Consider the following 16,918-nt stretch of genomic DNA (forward strand, 5'->3'; position numbering starts at 1 on the left):
CAAATGTTTTATCTGTGCGAAAGCGAAGCGACAGCAACAAATGTTTTATCTGTGCGAAAGCGAAGCGACAGCAACAAATGTTTTATCTGTGCGAAAGCGAAGCGACAGCAACAACAACAACAAAGCGCCGAGCTGGAACGGAAATCAACCCCGCTTAAGGTGATGAGCTAATTATCTTCAGTAATGAAGATAAAGCCTCCGGACGCAATTCCGCCGAGGCGAAATTGATATGTAGAGGAGAACGTTGATGACAATTGATATGCATGCATTACTAGAAGAATCAAAAAAAGCGCGTGAAAAGGCTTATGTACCCTATTCAAAATTTAAAGTAGGCGCGGCGATTTTAACGAAAAATGGAGAGGTTATTCATGGCTGCAATATTGAAAATGCTGGCTATAGTATGACCAATTGTGCTGAGCGTACAGCATTTTTCAAAGCTGTGTCAGAAGGTATATATGATTTTGAGGCGATCGCTATTGTGGCTGATACGGATGGACCGTGTGCGCCATGCGGAGCTTGCCGTCAAGTAATGATGGAGTTTTGTGAACCGTCTATGCCTGTATATTTAACGAATTTAAAAGGTGATGTCACGGTAACGTCTGTAGGCGAATTACTACCGTTTGCATTTACAACGGAGGATTTAGAGAATGCTGGAAAATAACAATGGCTATAAGTCAGGTTTTATCTCCATAATCGGTCGACCAAATGTAGGGAAATCAACATTTTTAAACCGTGTCATTGGTCAAAAAATTGCGATTATGAGTGATAAACCACAAACAACACGAAATAAAGTACAAGGTGTACTAACAACAAATGATAGCCAAATGATTTTTATAGATACACCAGGAATCCACAAGCCGAAGCATAAGCTAGGGGATTTTATGCTAAAAGTTTCTAAAAATACATTGCGTGAAGTAGATGTTATTATGTTCATGGTTAATGCAGAGCAGAAACTTGGGAAGGGTGACGAATTCATCCTTGAAATGCTAGCTGGTAATCCAACGCCTGTCTTCCTAGTAATTAACAAAATCGACCAAATTCATCCGGATGAATTAATAGGGATTATTGAAGGCTATAAAGAGCGTTATGACTTTGCAGAAATAGTACCAATTTCCGCATTGCAAGGGAATAATGTAGAAAATTTATTAGCAACATTATCGAAGTATTTACCAGAGGGTCCACAATATTATCCAGCAGATCAAGTAACAGATCATCCTGAGCGTTTTATTATTTCAGAGTTAATTCGTGAAAAAGTGCTACATTTAACGCGTGAAGAAATACCTCATTCCATAGCTGTTGTTATTGATAAAATTCGCCGCGATGAAGAAAATGAAGATAAAATCCGTGTAGCAGCAACGATTATCGTGGAAAGGGATTCGCAAAAAGGAATCGTCATTGGTAAACGGGGAGCGCTATTAAAAGAAGTAGGTATTCGAGCAAGAAAAGATATTGAAATGCTACTTGGTTCAAAAGTGTATTTAGAGCTTTGGGTAAAGGTACAAAAGGATTGGCGAAATAAATCAACACATTTACGTGACTTCGGTTTCCGTGATGATGAATATTAATAGGATGTATTGTTAAGGTCCTATTTGTCGCTGTAATGGAGCTGTCCAATAATTTATTGGAGAGCTCTATTTTCACGTCTTTCAGCATGTATTTTGTAGCGAAAGCAAAGCGTCAGCTACAAGTTATTTTCTGTAGCGAAAGCAAAGCGTCAGCTACAAGTATTTTCTGTAGTGAAAGCAAAGCGTCAGCTACATGTGTTTGGACACTCGCTGAATGTTGCTGCCACTACGTTAGCATTGCGGTTTCGACACTGCAGGCCTAATCACAAATCTGTTTCCGGACACAATGATCACGAGGCTCGAAGAAAGGAGGAGGATCGATGCTTTATAAATGGGAAGCGATTGTCTTAAAGGTGCGTGCCTACGGAGAATCCAATAAAATTGTAACATTACTAACTAGAGAAGCAGGAAAGGTTGCAACGATGGCTCGAGGGGCAAAAAAGCCTTCAAGTAGATTGGCATCTGTGACACAGCCATTTACATATGGCATGTTTATGGTACAACATCATACTGGTATGGGGACGTTGCAACAAGGGGAGCACCTCAATTCAATGCGCCATATTCGAGAAGATATAATGGCAACGGCGTATGCAAGTTATATAATGGAACTGGTTGAGCGTGTAGTAGAAGAGGGGAAACCTGAGCCGCTTGCATTTGATGTGCTCCTTCAAGCATTACAAGCAATAGAAGAAGGCTATGATCCGGAGGCTATTACATTGTTCGTAGAATGGAAAATGCTACCCTATACAGGTGTACAGCCTATATTACATGCTTGTACAGCTTGCGGTGCAGTAGATGGTGAATTTGCCTTTTCTTTTGCACAGGGAGGTTTTTTGTGTCATCGTTGTTATCAACATGATCCTTATATCATTCGTTTAACACCGACTCAGCTTAAGCTTATCCGAATGTTCTATACGGTACCGATCGACCAGATTGGGAAATTAGAATTGAAAAAGGAAACTAAATATTTTATTAAAAAAATAATTACCACAATTTATGAGGAACAAACAGGAATTCGTTTTAAGACTAAAAAGTTTATTGAACAACTTGAGAGAACGCCTGAATTTCAATTAAGAACAAGTACTGAACAAGAAAAAACGCCAGAAGACCATTAACACTGATCTTCTGGCATTTTTCTTTTTTAATATTCGTCTGAATCATCCATAAAATCGTAATAAACAGCCCATTTATTAGCGATTTTTTGATATTCAATATACATGTATGCAGTTTCGCCATTTTTACCTGAAATATGTAAAATAGCGGGACCTTCTGCTAAAGGTGTTACATATACTTTTTTATCTTTGATAGAAGCTTTCACAGTTGCTGGCCCAGGGAAAATTTTTTCCAAGGCAACACTTGTTGGTTCGAACTTTAGATCTCCACTTGAGATCGTTAACTCATCTGTAATTTGATACAAATCAATACCACGAACGAAATCATTCGTATCAACTACAGCAGCCATCGTTTGCTGTTGCTGACCATTAGTGAACGTTAGGATATATTGACCGTTTTTATGGATAGCAAGAGTAGCTGAATTAGTGCTTGATTTAAAACTATATAATTCAGGAGATAAGGCTTGGCCATCTGCTGTTTGAATACTTACCCCAGTAGGAACAAATTTTAAATCGCTTTCCATTAAGTTGAGCGGTAAGTTTTCCGCATAATCCTCTTCTTTCACTTTTTCAAGTGTTGCTTGTAGCTTGCCATTTACTTTCTTCACATGTACTAAGTAAAAGAAATCCATAAAGTCTTCAGTATCTTCTTTATAGCCGGTAATAACTAATTTTCCTACGCCTTCTTTTAGCGGTTTAATTGTAATGGAATCCGTCATATATTCTTCTTCATCTTCAACCCATGTAAAGATATCGTCTGCTGGCTTGATGCCGCCATAAGAAGCAAAGATATAGTCTTGCTTAAATTGACTGGCAAAAACGGTAGCGTTTCCTAGAGCATTTTCAGCACGAACAACGAAAGTTGCTAACTGGGAGCGTTTAACATTACTTTGTGTGCCAAAGGTAGTTGGGGTCGTACCTTTTGTGATGCTGTTGGCAAATAGTGTTTTTATGTATGGTTCATATTCACTGCCTTCATTGACATCATCGAATGGAATGAAAATGCCGTTTGTGATTGGTAATTTGAAGCCTTTAACAATCATTTTTGACATTTGCCCACGTGTAATATTTTTAGTTGGGTGGAAATAGCCATTAGAGCCACTAATAATGCCTGCATTTGCTAAAGCAGCAATCGCACCATAATTTGCATCGCCAGGTTTGATATCCTTAAAATTAGGATTTTTTACATGAACCGTATCCAGCTTTAAAATACCAGCTAAAATTTTCGCAGCTTGTGTACGAGTAATTGGGTTCGCAGGTTTAAATGTGCCATCCGGGTAGCCTGATATAATACCTCGTTGGGCTAAGTTAATAACAGCTTTGCCTTCCTCAGTTGACGAATTAATGTCGGGGAATACCGATGCAGCGTTTGCTGGGGGTGCGATAACAATAGCGCTTGTTGCTAGTGCTGATGCCATTGCAATTTGATAAAAACGATTGGTCTTCAAATGATTTCCTCCAAAGTGAATAAAGTAATTTTATAGTTAGGACCTTACGATTACAATTGGCGTGAATGTAATAGGTTGGAACTTCTATAAATTGTTAAATTATTGTTATTTAACATTTAAGATTTACTATAATACTTTATTTATATCAAAATGATGAAGATGAGAATAGAGGAAATTTTAAGCTGTGAAAAATTAACAAGTTTAAAAGCCGTGTTCATCACCGTGGCATAGAGATTAAATCCATTCTGATTGAACATTTTCAGTGGCGTCCGATGAGCTGATTGGGAGCAGGGGGATTCTCAGATGATGGCATCTTCCGAAAGTCGAATAAAATACATAAAAATGATTAATTGCCAATACTCCCCACAAAATAGAGTAGTTATTTTGTCTAATAGCATTAGGACAAATTATTTACATATTGATCATTTGAAGGAATATTACGTTTGAGATAAAAATTTATAAAAATACATTTTTATGTTGTGTTTATCAGTTCTTTATAACTTGTTAGTTTCGAATTGTAATTATTTTCAACAGATATTATTAGATAAAAAATACTAATTTAAGATTAGTTTGTAATATAAACATAGTAGTAATGGTTCATTCAAATTCCATAAACTAGTTGAAAAGGCATTTTGATCTATGATATTGTTAATGCAGATATGTAAACTTTATTACTTATACTTGCGTTTGAAATTAGGATGACTGATTTATATAAACATGCATAAAACACGTCTCTATCAGCAAAAAACGTTTTAAATTCTTTCAGCAATGAAAGCAAAACATCAGCTATAAGGTGCAAGTGTTTTACAGCACGAAAGAGAAACGCCAGGTTACCGACATCGTCTCTGCCTTTATGCAGGCTTAAGCATAAAGCTGATTCCGGACGTAATTATGCTGCGGCATAATTGATGAATAACGCAGTCTTAAGGAAGAAGGAGGGAGTCACATCATGCTTGAATATTGCGTATGTGGCAGAAAATATGCTAAGAAAAGTGACGTTAAGTATTGATGAAGTTGAAGCAAATGATATTTTAGCTGAAGATATTTTTTCTGAGTATCGTTTACTAGTTAAAAAGGATCTAGTTTTAACAGAACGAATTATTGCTTTCCTTAAACTTAGAAAAGCAGAAGAATTATCTGTATATGTACCAACTGATTCAGTCCGAATTGTTCATGATGTAAGTGTTCGGCATTACGAGGATGTATTTGCACCACTAATGGGCGAGAAGGATGAGGTAGATGCGTATCAAGAAACAGTAAGTAGCCTTTTTAAGACTACATTAGAGAATGTTTTGCATGAATTGCGCTATGGTCAAATTTTAAAAAGCAACCAAGATACTGCTTATCTACGAGGTATTTTTGAAAAAATTTTAGAAAAAAAACATCGCTATGAATTACTCATGCGTTTAAAAGAGTGGGATGAGTATTCGTTTGTCCATTCATTTGACGTTTTCGTTTTAGGCACGATCTTTGCGCGTTACTTAGGCTTAACAGATATTGAAACGCTGGCAAGGGGCTATTTGTTCCACGACATTGGGAAGGTATTTATTCCCCAAGAAATTTTAAATTTAAAACGAAAATTATCTGAAGATGAGTTTGAAATGGTTAAAACACATACGACTAAAGGTTATGAGTTGCTCATAGAAAAAGGAGAAGAGGATATTGCTTATTTAGCCCGTGATCATCATGAACGATTTGCGGGTCAAGGTTATCCGAGTCAGCTTTGCAAGGATGATATATGTGAGGGAGTTCAATTATTACAAATTGTTGATGTTTATTCAGCTATGACATCAAAGCGTGTATATCATTCGGGCTATGCTGCGACAGATGCATTGGCTGTTTTATATCGTGATCGACATTTATATAACGAGCAATTTATGCATAAATTTGTAGAGTGCCTAGGGATTTATCCTGTCAACTCGGTCGTTCAATTATCTGATAATCGAAGTGCGCAAGTCGAGCTTGTCTATGATTTATTCCCAACGATACCTAAAGTTAAACTATTGGATGAACAAATATCTATGATTTTACCTTTAAACTATAAGGTGAAAATTGCGAAGATGATTGATTATCGTGCTAATAGCTTTGAGGAAATTTTCAACTTATTTATTGAGCAATTAATTCGTTGTGACGAAAATAGCATAAGAGTCTACTTTAATAAATTAATAGACCATTTACATCCTAAGGAAATTATTTTAAAAATATTTTTACCTGCCTTTCGAATTCTACGTTTATTAACAAAAGAAATTCAAATAGATATGACAAAGTATAGGCATTCTATTGATATTCTAAAAAAATTATTAGAAGAGCAATTAGATGTATTGTATAAGGATTATCAGCATGAAAAAACAATTATATTAGTGGTTGAAACTTCACTTCGTGAAAATTTTTTCATAAAACTTGTACAAAGTATTTTGTATATTGATAAAATTGTACCGCTTTTTATTAATCCTGATGATGATCTACGCATTACACAATTAATGGAGCATTGTAACGTAAATGTAGCTTACATTATTGAGGAAGAATTAACAGTTGATATGAAAGTTTGTCCACTGGGGGAAGGTACGTTGCTTTATTATTCTCTAACAGATATTGAGGAATTGCTTAATAGCTTAGTAGGTATGAATATGAAAAGGTTTTCATTTGAGGAGAAGATGCAAGAGCGCTTGTTTGCATCGTTAAAGACATAATAAGAGGAAGTCGCTTAAAATGCGACTCCCTTTAGACTGTTGACAAAAGGAATCGGGAAGTTCACACTCGATTTCTTTTGTCCTTTTTACTTCTTTTATTATGTTGAAAGAAGAATTTACTTCCTGATAAAACATACTTTTCGAGCATAGATGCACTCTTAAGTTGCATGCTATGTCAAATTCAGGACAGAAAAAAGTAGTATCGCCTGCATGGACAATTTTTTAAGACCTCTTAAGGTTGTCCATCGCATCCGCAAAGACACGCTCAATTGTTTCTTTGCGCTTTGCATAGATTTTTTTGATACTAATGGAATGTCGTAAATGTTCAGCTTGCTCCACAAACGATTCCAAAATATGACGTTGAATGAGTTTTTGATGATTCTTACTCTCTGTACATTGTGATAGACTTGTACACTTCGCGAAAATAATACACCATATTCGTTTCAATTTCTTTAATAGTTTGGCGCATGGAGCGAATGCCAAAGACATCTTAAAGAGAACGACAGGATCAATACTTGGACGTTCATTGATTTGATTCTTCGTCATCATTGTATCATCTTAAAAGTTTACTTTTCATTAACCTATGTAGATGGAGTACTTTATGTAGAAGTTGATTGGAACGAAGGGCGGCGACTCCTGCGGGAAAAGCGGGAAAGTCGAGATCCTGGACTGAGCAAAGCGAGGGAAGCAGCTCGACCCCCGCCCGCGGAAAGCGTCCGCCCGTAGTGGAAATCAACGGCTTTACTTTATTTTATTTTATTTTATTGTAAAAAGAAAAAGACTGTAGGCAAACTCTCAAATTTTTTGAGTTTGTCTACAGTCTGGAGGAAGGCGCTTAAAATGCTACTCCCTTTTTAATAATTTTAGAATTGAAGATGTTTTTCAATGTATGCTTTAACATCTGTGATTGGCATACGAACTTGAGTCATTGAATCGCGGTGACGTACTGTAACTTGACCATCTTCTTTTGAGTCAAAATCGTATGTGATACAGAATGGTGTACCAATTTCATCTTGACGACGGTAACGTTTACCGATTGATTGTGACTCGTCAAAGTCAACTGGGAATGATTTGCGAAGATCTGCCCAAACATCAGTAGCTTCATCCGAAAGCTTTTTAGAAAGCGGTAGTACTGCAGCTTTAAATGGAGCTAAAGCCGGGTGGAAGCGTAAAACTGTACGCTTATCATCGCCTTCAAGTTCTTCCTCATCATAAGCATCGCAAAGGAATGCTAATGTTACACGGTCTGCACCTAAAGAAGGTTCGATACAATAAGGAACATAACGTTCGTTTGATACTGGGTCAATGTAAGTGAAATCTTCACCAGAATGCTCCATATGCTGTTTTAAATCGAAATCTGTGCGATCCGCTACGCCCCATAACTCGCCCCAACCGAATGGGAATTTAAATTCGATATCCGTTGTAGCATTAGAGTAGTGAGACAATTCGTCTGCTTCATGATCGCGAAGGCGCATAGACTCTTCTTTCATGCCTAAATTTAATAACCAATTTTTACAAAACTCTTTCCAGTATGCGTGCCATTCAAGGTCCTCGCCTGGCTTACAGAAAAATTCAAGTTCCATTTGTTCAAATTCACGTGTACGGAATGTGAAGTTACCTGGAGTAATTTCGTTACGGAATGATTTACCGATTTGTGCAATACCGAATGGTGTGCGTTTACGCATAGAACGTTGTACGTTTTTAAAGTTCACGAAAATACCTTGTGCTGTTTCTGGACGTAAATAAATTTCATTTGTAGAAGATTCTGTTACACCTTGGAATGTTTTAAACATTAAATTAAATTGACGAATATCTGTAAAATCAGCTTTACCACAATCCGGGCATACTACGTCATACTTAACCATTGTTTCTTTCATTTGATCAAATGTCATACCATCGACAATGATTTCATCGCCTTTTGCAAGCGCAGCATCCTCGATGATTTTGTCAGCACGATGGCGCGCTTTACATGCCTTACAATCGATCATCGGGTCATTAAAGTTGCCAACGTGACCAGAAGCCACCCAAGCTTTTGGGTTCATTAAAATAGCAGCATCTATGCCAACGTTGTGCTCAGATTCTTGGACAAATTTTTGCCACCATGCTTTTTTAACATTATTTTTTAATTCAACACCTAGTGGACCGTAATCCCAAGTGTTCGCTAAGCCCCCGTAGATTTCAGAACCAGGGAAGACAAAGCCGCGATGCTTCGCTAATGATACGATTGTTTCCATTGATTTGTTAGCCATAAAAATAGCCTCCTTCATAGTTTTCACAGAGTGAACATTGATTTTGTTTAGCGAATTTATACGATTGATAAAATTCGCTAGAGATATTTTTTAATTTAGATAGGACTAAATTAAAAATAGCACCCGTCTCCGGGCACATTAAATGCCCAGGGACGAGTGCTAAAACCCGCGGTTCCACCCTGATTGTTTTAAACGTAGTGTTTAAAACCTCTTTTCAAAAAGTTAGCTCAAGGAGTGCCTTTTCTCTGTTACTATGTAGACTTTCACCATCTTCTACTCGCTTTAAAAATGAACAGATACTTTTTTCCCGTCATCGCCTGTATAACGCAAATCGCTCGAAAATACATTTAGAGGAAGCGTCTGTGTCAATATTGTAGCATGTAGTTCTTTTCTTCGCAATAATTATTAAAATAGTATATAATAATTGAGCATAAGTATAACACTATTAGATTTGAGGCGGTGAGTCCAATCGAACTCAATAAACGTCAGGAAGACATTTTACAAATTGTGAAAGAAAACGGCCCTATTACAGGCGAACATATTGCAGAACGTCTCAATCTGACAAGAGCAACTTTAAGACCAGATTTAGCAATACTTACAATGGCGGGCTTTTTAGATGCTAGACCACGTGTTGGCTATTTCTATTCAGGTAAAAAAGCATCTGTAACATTGATGGATAGTATTCACAATTTAAAGGTGAAAGATTTTCATTCAGGACCAGTTGTTGTACCGGAAACAATGACTGTTTATGATGCGATTTGCTTCATGTTTTCAGAGGATGTTGGAACACTCTTTGTCGTAGATAAGAATGAATTTTTGACAGGGGTACTTTCCCGAAAGGATTTACTTCGTACAAGTATTGGCACGCAGGATTTAAACAAAATACCTGTACATATAATTATGACACGTATGCCAAATATTTCGTACTGTGAGAGATCAGATTCTTTAGTTGTCGCAGCGAATAAACTAATTGAACGAGAAGTTGATTCGCTACCAGTAGTAGAGCCACAAGAAGGTGGATTGCTAATCGTTGGTCGTCTTACAAAAACGACCATTACACGAGCTTTCTTATCACTTGCACAGAATGTCTAACTATTTGAAGGAGAGCAGCATGAAAAGACTACGAGTTTTTGTTGTATCTGATTCAGTCGGTGAAACTGGTGATCAAGTGGCGAAAGCGGTTATTAGCCAGTTTCGACCTAGTTTGGAAGACACGATCATTCGTCGTTTTCCTCATATACAATCAGAGGAGCTCATTCGGAAAATTGTATGCCTTGCAGCGAAACAGAATGCATTTATTGTGTATACACTTGTTCGCCAGGAGATGCGATCGTTATTACATGAACTGTGTGAGCAAGAAAGGGTCTATGCCGTCGATATTTTAGGGCCAGCTTTAAAAACAATGGGAACATTTGTAGAAGAATTCCCATTAGAAGCACCAGGAATTGTTCACCAGCTAGATGATGATTATTTTAAAAAAATAGAGGCTATTGAATTTGCAGTAAAATATGATGATGGTAGAGATCCACGTGGTCTATTGCTGGCTGATATTGTGTTAGTCGGTGTTTCACGTACCTCTAAAACGCCGTTATCACAATATTTAGCACATAAACGCTATAAGGTAGCGAACGTACCTTTAGTACCAGAAGTAGAGCCACCTGAAGAACTATTAAAAATTGATCCGAAGAAATGTTTTGGATTAATTATTTCTCCTGATAAATTGAACTCAATTCGAAAAGAGAGATTAATGTCTCTTGGATTGAATGATGATGCTATCTATGCACAGCATAATCGAATATTAGAAGAAATCCAGCATTTTGAAAAAATTGTCGCTAAAATCGGTTGTAAGGTGATTGATGTGACAAACAAAGCTGTTGAGGAAACAGCAAACGTCATTATTGAGCATATCTCGAACTGTAAATAAGAAACGAATGATATAAACCACCTCGGTTATAAGAGGCGGTTTTTTTGAGTCGGTTTTTAAAATAGTATAGATAAAAACTATTTTTTGTTTTATAATAATAAAATTGTGGTAAAAATATTTATAAAGAGAAAAATCCTATTTTTTTGTCGAGAAATAAAGGATTTTTAAATCGGATAGCGAATTGTGTTTTAGAACGTAATTTAAAGATGGTGATGGATTTGGCAGGGAAGATTCCTGAAGAAGTGATCGAACAGATTCGAACACAATCGGATATTGTGGATGTCATAAGCGAATACATGCAGCTTACAAAGCGTGGGCGCAATTGGTTTGGGCTCTGTCCTTTTCATGGAGAACAAACGCCATCTTTTTCTGTGTCATCAGACAAACAAATTTTTCATTGCTTTGGTTGTGGTGCAGGCGGTAATGCCGTTACTTTTGTCATGGATATAGAAGGTATTTCTTTCCCTGATGCAGTAGTGAAACTTGGTGAACGTGTTGGCATACAGTTAGATGTTGGACCAAGTTTACCTGAGGTAACGAAAAAAGTATCTAAAACAGAAGAAAGGATGAAAGAAGCTCACGCTTTTGCAGCAGATTTTTTTCATCATTTACTGTTAAATACTGAAGATGGTGAAGAACCTTTAAATTATTTGCTAGAAAGAGGATTTACAAGGGAACTTATAGAATCTAATAGCATTGGATGGTCTCTTCCAAGCTTTGATGCATTAACGATATTGCTTGAAAGAAAAGGTTATAACTTACAAGAAATCTCAGAAAGCGGTTTAGTCATCAAGCGTGAAGGGGAAGAACGCTATTTTGATCGTTTTAGAGGGCGTATCATGTTTCCCATTCGTGATGAGAACGGTAAGATTATAGCATTCTCAGGACGAATCCTTGCTTCAACTGGTGAAGAGGCAAAATATTTAAATAGTCCAGAATCACCAATTTTTCAAAAGAGTGAAGTACTTTATAACCTAGATAAAGCACGAACCTCGATTAGAAAAAATCGTCAAGTAGTATTGATGGAAGGATTTATGGATGTTTTAGCAGCAACTTCTGTGGGTGTAACAAATGCTGTAGCAACAATGGGCACTTCGCTTACAAACCAGCATATTACAAAGCTAAAGCGCTTAGTAGAGCAGATTACGATTTGCTATGACGGTGATAATGCTGGTTTCGATGCAGCGAAAAGAGCAGCACAGTTACTCCAAACGGAACGTATGAAAGTCAATATTGCGGTGTTACCAGATAAGCTAGATCCCGATGAATACATTCGTAATTTGGGTGGACAAGCATTTAAAGAACAAATTTTGGAAAAACCACATGCGTATATTGCTTTTATGATGATGCATGCTAGACGAAATAAGAACTTTCAGTTTGAAAATGATACGCTTCAATATATTCAAGAAGTTCTTGAGCAACTGGTAGGTAGATCGTCACCGGTTGAACGAGATTTGTATATAAGACAGCTATCGAATGAAACAAACATCTCGGAAGAAGCAATTTATGCTCAATTCCGAAAGCTAGAGGCAAATCAGGTGCGTTCTACCAAAGTAGAAATGCCTGTTCAAACGCCCTCGGTGCCGGTCACACAGCAACATAAGCCTATGGACGCAGCTGAACGTGCCGAACGTTTATTACTGGCTCATATGCTTCATAATATAGATGTAGTGGACAAGGTATTACGTAGTGAGCAAAAAGATCCATTTGTACGAGATGCCTATATGGCAGTTTTTGTTCGCTTAGTAGGATTTTATGAGGAATATGGTCATCCAGATTATCAGCGTTTTGTTGAGATATTAGATGACTCTGAATTACGTAAGATTGTAATGGAAGCGGCTTTAGCGGAACGGGATCCCGACCAAGCAGAGGCAGAGGTCACAGACTCAATACGTCAGCTGCAAAAATATAGAATTGAGCAAGAAATTCAACAAAAGATGCATGAGTCAAAGGAAGCGGAGAAGATGCATGAGTATGCGCGTGCACTTGAAATCGCCCAACAGATTATTCACTTAAGAAAATCGTTATCGGCGATTTAACCCGATTCGGTTGTTTAGAAGGAGGAAGGTTTATGGCGGACAAGTCAGAACGTTCAAAAGAGGTAGAAGTAGAAATTACATTGGATGAAGCAAAAAAAATACTACAAGAAAAAGCAAAAACAGAAGGTGAAATTTCAATGAAAGAAATTTCAGAGAAACTAGCGCCTTATGAATTGGAAAATGAAGAGATTTTCCACTTTGCTGAGGATCTTGAAAAAGCTAAGGACATTCAAATCATTGGAAAAGAAGAGTTTGAAGAAGAAAGCTTAATGAAAGAAGAAGCAAACGAAGAGACTTTCGATTTAAATGATTTGAGTGTACCACCAGGTGTTAAAATAAATGACCCTGTACGCATGTATTTAAAAGAAATTGGTCGAGTTGATTTACTTTCTGCCGAGCAAGAAATCGCTTTAGCTGAGCGTATTGAGCAAGGTGATGAAGAAGCACGTAAACGCCTAGCAGAAGCGAACTTACGTCTTGTTGTATCTATTGCAAAGCGATATGTTGGCCGAGGAATGCTATTCCTTGATTTAATTCAAGAGGGGAATATGGGGCTTATCAAGGCTGTTGAGAAATTTGACTACCGTAAAGGTTTTAAATTCTCCACTTATGCAACATGGTGGATTCGCCAAGCGATTACACGTGCAATTGCGGACCAAGCACGTACAATTCGTATTCCAGTGCATATGGTAGAAACAATTAATAAATTAATTCGTGTACAACGTCAGTTACTACAGGACTTAGGTCGCGAGCCATCTCCAGAAGAAATTGGCGAAGAAATGGATTTAACACCTGAAAAAGTACGTGAAATTTTAAAAATTGCACAAGAACCAGTATCCCTTGAAACACCAATTGGAGAAGAAGATGATTCACATTTAGGAGACTTTATTGAGGATTCAGAAGCTCAGTCTCCATCTGATCATGCAGCTTATGAATTGTTAAAAGAGCAATTAGAGGATGTGTTAGATACATTAACTGACCGTGAAGAAAATGTCCTTCGCTTACGTTTCGGTTTAGATGATGGTCGTACACGTACATTAGAAGAGGTAGGGAAGGTATTTGGTGTAACACGTGAACGTATTCGCCAAATTGAAGCTAAGGCACTTAGAAAGCTACGCCATCCTTCTCGTAGCAAACGATTAAAAGACTTCTTAGAATAAAAAAACAAAGTAGGGCTATCTAATTAGTGATGACTAATTAGATAGCCCTTTTTATGCTACTATGGAATCAGGAGAATACTGTGTAAGCAAAATCTATCAAAAGAAATAATGTTTATATTGTGTATGAGAATGAGGCGATCATAATATTTTTGCTACTTTATACAGATGTGTTTTTGACTATTTTGAGATAAAATTGTAATAATAACCAATGCTCATCATCAATGTTGTGGATAACATTTACGTATTGGAGACTGGGAGCCTGATTGGGGATTAGTAATAAGGGAACGAAGGCAAGAACATCATATCTTGTGATAACGTATTCGTCTCGTGTTGGCCCGATGCCCCAGGATGCTGTGCTATTTGATGATGATTTATTTAAAGCAAATGTTTGGAGCAAAAACTATGACAAATCCTCGAAAAAAAATAATCTTGAATGAGATTTTATTTTGGAAGCAGAATAAGCTATTACCAGAGCATTACTGTGATTTTTTAGCGGCTCTATATGCGGAAGGGGCAGATGTAGAGGAGCTAGAGCCGGTACATCATAAACAGGCTATATTACCCTCGGAAAAGAGAAGGCTACTACTTGTCATTGCAGGTATATGTATAGCTGTGATTACGTTGCTGTCTATTTATTTTACTATAGCATCCTTAATGATCATTTTAACGGTTGTCGTTGGAACAGCTGCAATGATATTATTACTGACGGCGTTTCGAATGGCACGAAAAAATGATTTATTAGCCCCTGTTTTCCATTTGTTAGCTGCTATTTTATTGTTTAGTATGTCAATTCGAATTTACACTACATATTTTAATGGGAATAATATTGCATTGTTTTGCTTGATTGCAGCAAACTGCGGGGTTTGGCTTTGGTCAGGTTTAAAAATGAAGCTACTTTATTTCACTGTCTCAGGTGTCCTAGGCTTCCTAGCACTGATTAGCTATTATATCATAAACTTATTATAAGAACTTTATTTGCCATTACTATTACTGATCATGACGAGAATCTGTTTGCTTTCTAATAGCTTACGGATTCTTTTTGTATCAATATGTTTACGGGAAAATATAGAATAATAATAGTTCATCACCGAAAGTTGTGGAGGACTTTTGTTGTAATGTTGCCATAAATAAGTTGATTGAAGCAATTGAAGCGGCTCTTCGGACGCCTTTATCCGGAACGGAAATCAACCACACATATAGGACTTCTTCTATTAGCAAATATCAAGAAGTTATTTTGATTTTCTTGGTATATGAAAGCGTAAAGAGAGGAAAGATAACAACGTATAAGGAACCTCAGTAATTGTAAAAAAGACAATAGATACTCCAAATGTTGGGGATTTCAAGACATATTTTATCCAATAGTTACAGAAATGTCGAATTTGTTACAAACAAAGGAAAACTTAGCGAATAGGGCTTTTCGTTTCATTGGTAATGAAGTACAATATTAGATGTTGACTGATTCTATATTATCATAGAAGTAGATTTAAAATGAGGAGGGGAAACATATGAAAAACAATCCAGTCGTTCCTTACATCTTAATTTTAGCATTTGGTATTGGTCTTATTTTCTTCATGTCTTTAACAGGTGCAGATAACAAAAAAGAGATTGCTGCTGAAAAAGAAGGCGGTGGCGAAAAGACAGAAGCTACTGATGACGGCTCAGCTTTAGTACAATCTTGTATTGCCTGTCACGCTGCTGACTTAACTGGTTCTGTAGGGCCAAACTTACATGGCTTAGATGAAGCTCGTATCGTTGACGTTTTAACTAACGGTATCGAAGGAACGCCAATGCAACCTGGAATGAAAACTGAAGCGGAAGCAAAAGAAATCGCTAAGTACATTTCAACTTTAAAATAGTCTAAAAAAGTAGCTGTACTAAAAAGCGTTTAATCGTAATTAGTACAGCTACAATTTATTTTATCTTCATTTCAGTAAATGAAGAATGGGGTTGCTCAAAATTTGGGGCAACTCCATTTGTTTTTTTTCCCGACATCATACATACTAAGAATGGACACTATTGAAGACAGGCGGTAAAAAAATGAATGCACAAAAATTATCAAAACGATTAGAAACAGTAGCTAACTTTGTTCCCACAGGCGCAGTTGTAGCTGATATTGGGAGCGACCATGCATATTTACCATGCTACTTAATTCATAAAGGTATTGCTTCTTATGCAGTAGCAGGGGAAGTTGTGAAAGGACCATTCGAGTCAGCAGTTGGACAAGTGAAAAAGGAAGGCCTAACGGAAAAAATTACCGTACGACTTGCAAATGGTTTAGCAGCTGTGGAAGAAGCTGATCATGTAGATACAGTTACTATTGCTGGGATGGGTGGGCCTCTTATTGTTTCCATTTTGGAAAAGCATCCGGAAAAATTACAAGGGGTAACAAGGCTTATTTTGCAGCCGAATATTCATGCGAAAGTGATTCGCGAATGGGCGTTAGCACATGATTGGGCAATCCAGGACGAAGAGATTTTAGAGGAAGACGAAAAAATTTATGAAATTCTTGTATTGCAAAGAAGCTCAATGACGTTAACGGAACCGGAAATTTTATTTGGGCCGAAATTAATGCAACGAAAATCACCATCATTTATTAAAAAATGGTCGCGTGAAAAAGAAAATTGGCAGCGTGTATTAAAGTCCATTGAAGGGGCAGATCAAACACCTGAAATTGAAGAAAAACGTGCAGAGTTAGTAGCTTTACTCAATTTAGTGGAAGGGGTTCTGTGAG

The 16,918-nt window shown here is 37.1% G+C and carries 13 protein-coding genes and 1 pseudogene; 11 read left to right on the forward strand and 3 right to left on the reverse strand.

The window, feature by feature from the left end; genetic code table 11:
• The first annotated feature begins 247 nt into the window (after positions 1 to 247).
• The 3 genes from MOK21_RS08455 (at position 248) to recO (ending at position 2,680) form a co-directional block, all read left to right on the forward strand.
• Complete coding sequence (locus MOK21_RS08455; RefSeq protein ID WP_249073509.1) at positions 248 to 661, forward strand: cytidine deaminase; 414 nt, start codon at positions 248 to 250, stop codon at positions 659 to 661.
• On the forward strand, positions 648 to 1,565 hold the full coding sequence (gene era, locus MOK21_RS08460) for a GTPase Era (protein WP_249073510.1): 918 nt from the start codon (positions 648 to 650) through the stop codon (positions 1,563 to 1,565). Before MOK21_RS08455 ends, era begins: the two co-directional genes overlap by 14 nt.
• Before the next feature lie 320 nt (positions 1,566 to 1,885).
• Positions 1,886 to 2,680 (forward strand): DNA repair protein RecO, encoded by a 795-nt coding sequence (recO, locus tag MOK21_RS08465; RefSeq protein WP_249073511.1) that lies wholly within the window; start codon positions 1,886 to 1,888, stop codon positions 2,678 to 2,680.
• 26 nt (positions 2,681 to 2,706) lie between these two features.
• Here recO and MOK21_RS08470 read toward each other — a convergent pair whose 3' ends face one another.
• Complete coding sequence (locus MOK21_RS08470; protein WP_249073512.1) at positions 2,707 to 4,125, reverse strand: S-layer homology domain-containing protein; 1,419 nt, start codon at positions 4,123 to 4,125, stop codon at positions 2,707 to 2,709.
• 953 nt (positions 4,126 to 5,078) lie between these two features.
• Between MOK21_RS08470 and MOK21_RS08475 the strand changes: the two genes are divergently transcribed.
• Complete coding sequence (locus MOK21_RS08475) at positions 5,079 to 6,815, forward strand: HD-GYP domain-containing protein (protein ID WP_249073513.1); 1,737 nt, start codon at positions 5,079 to 5,081, stop codon at positions 6,813 to 6,815.
• Between the two features lie 170 nt (positions 6,816 to 6,985).
• Here the strand turns inward: MOK21_RS08475 and MOK21_RS08480 are convergent.
• Together MOK21_RS08480 and MOK21_RS08485 are read right to left on the reverse strand one after the other, a co-directional pair.
• Positions 6,986 to 7,244, reverse strand: a pseudogene (locus MOK21_RS08480) (transposase); the annotation flags it as partial.
• A 434-nt stretch (positions 7,245 to 7,678) separates the two neighbouring features.
• Positions 7,679 to 9,064 carry a glycine--tRNA ligase gene (locus tag MOK21_RS08485; protein WP_249073514.1) on the reverse strand — a complete coding sequence of 462 codons (1,386 nt, stop codon included), beginning with the start codon at positions 9,062 to 9,064 and terminating at the stop codon, positions 7,679 to 7,681.
• Between the two features lie 459 nt (positions 9,065 to 9,523).
• Here MOK21_RS08485 and ccpN point away from each other — a divergent pair, with 459 nt between their 5' ends.
• The 7 genes from ccpN (at position 9,524) to MOK21_RS08520 (ending at position 16,917) form a co-directional block, all read left to right on the forward strand.
• A complete protein-coding gene (gene ccpN / locus MOK21_RS08490) occupies positions 9,524 to 10,156 on the forward strand; it encodes a transcriptional regulator CcpN (protein WP_249073515.1) in 633 nt (210 codons plus the stop codon).
• A 19-nt stretch (positions 10,157 to 10,175) separates the two neighbouring features.
• Positions 10,176 to 10,988 carry a pyruvate, water dikinase regulatory protein gene (locus MOK21_RS08495; RefSeq protein ID WP_249073516.1) on the forward strand — a complete coding sequence of 271 codons (813 nt, stop codon included), beginning with the start codon at positions 10,176 to 10,178 and terminating at the stop codon, positions 10,986 to 10,988.
• A gap of 206 nt (positions 10,989 to 11,194) precedes the next feature.
• Positions 11,195 to 13,027, forward strand: a complete 1,833-nt coding sequence (gene dnaG, locus MOK21_RS08500; RefSeq protein ID WP_249073517.1) for a DNA primase — start codon at positions 11,195 to 11,197, stop codon at positions 13,025 to 13,027.
• Between the two features lie 32 nt (positions 13,028 to 13,059).
• Positions 13,060 to 14,187 carry an RNA polymerase sigma factor RpoD gene (rpoD, locus tag MOK21_RS08505; protein WP_049663796.1) on the forward strand — a complete coding sequence of 376 codons (1,128 nt, stop codon included), beginning with the start codon at positions 13,060 to 13,062 and terminating at the stop codon, positions 14,185 to 14,187.
• 402 nt (positions 14,188 to 14,589) lie between these two features.
• Positions 14,590 to 15,153, forward strand: coding sequence for a hypothetical protein (locus MOK21_RS08510; RefSeq protein WP_249073518.1), 564 nt, complete (start codon positions 14,590 to 14,592; stop codon positions 15,151 to 15,153).
• Between the two features lie 539 nt (positions 15,154 to 15,692).
• Positions 15,693 to 16,043, forward strand: coding sequence for a c-type cytochrome (locus tag MOK21_RS08515; RefSeq protein ID WP_249073519.1), 351 nt, complete (start codon positions 15,693 to 15,695; stop codon positions 16,041 to 16,043).
• A 181-nt stretch (positions 16,044 to 16,224) separates the two neighbouring features.
• Positions 16,225 to 16,917, forward strand: coding sequence for a tRNA (adenine(22)-N(1))-methyltransferase (locus MOK21_RS08520; protein WP_249073520.1), 693 nt, complete (start codon positions 16,225 to 16,227; stop codon positions 16,915 to 16,917).
• Position 16,918 lies beyond the last annotated feature (1 nt).

Source organism: Lysinibacillus sp. BPa_S21 (assembly GCF_023337795.1).
In the GTDB taxonomy this organism is placed as follows: Bacteria; Bacillota; Bacilli; order Bacillales_A; family Planococcaceae; genus Lysinibacillus.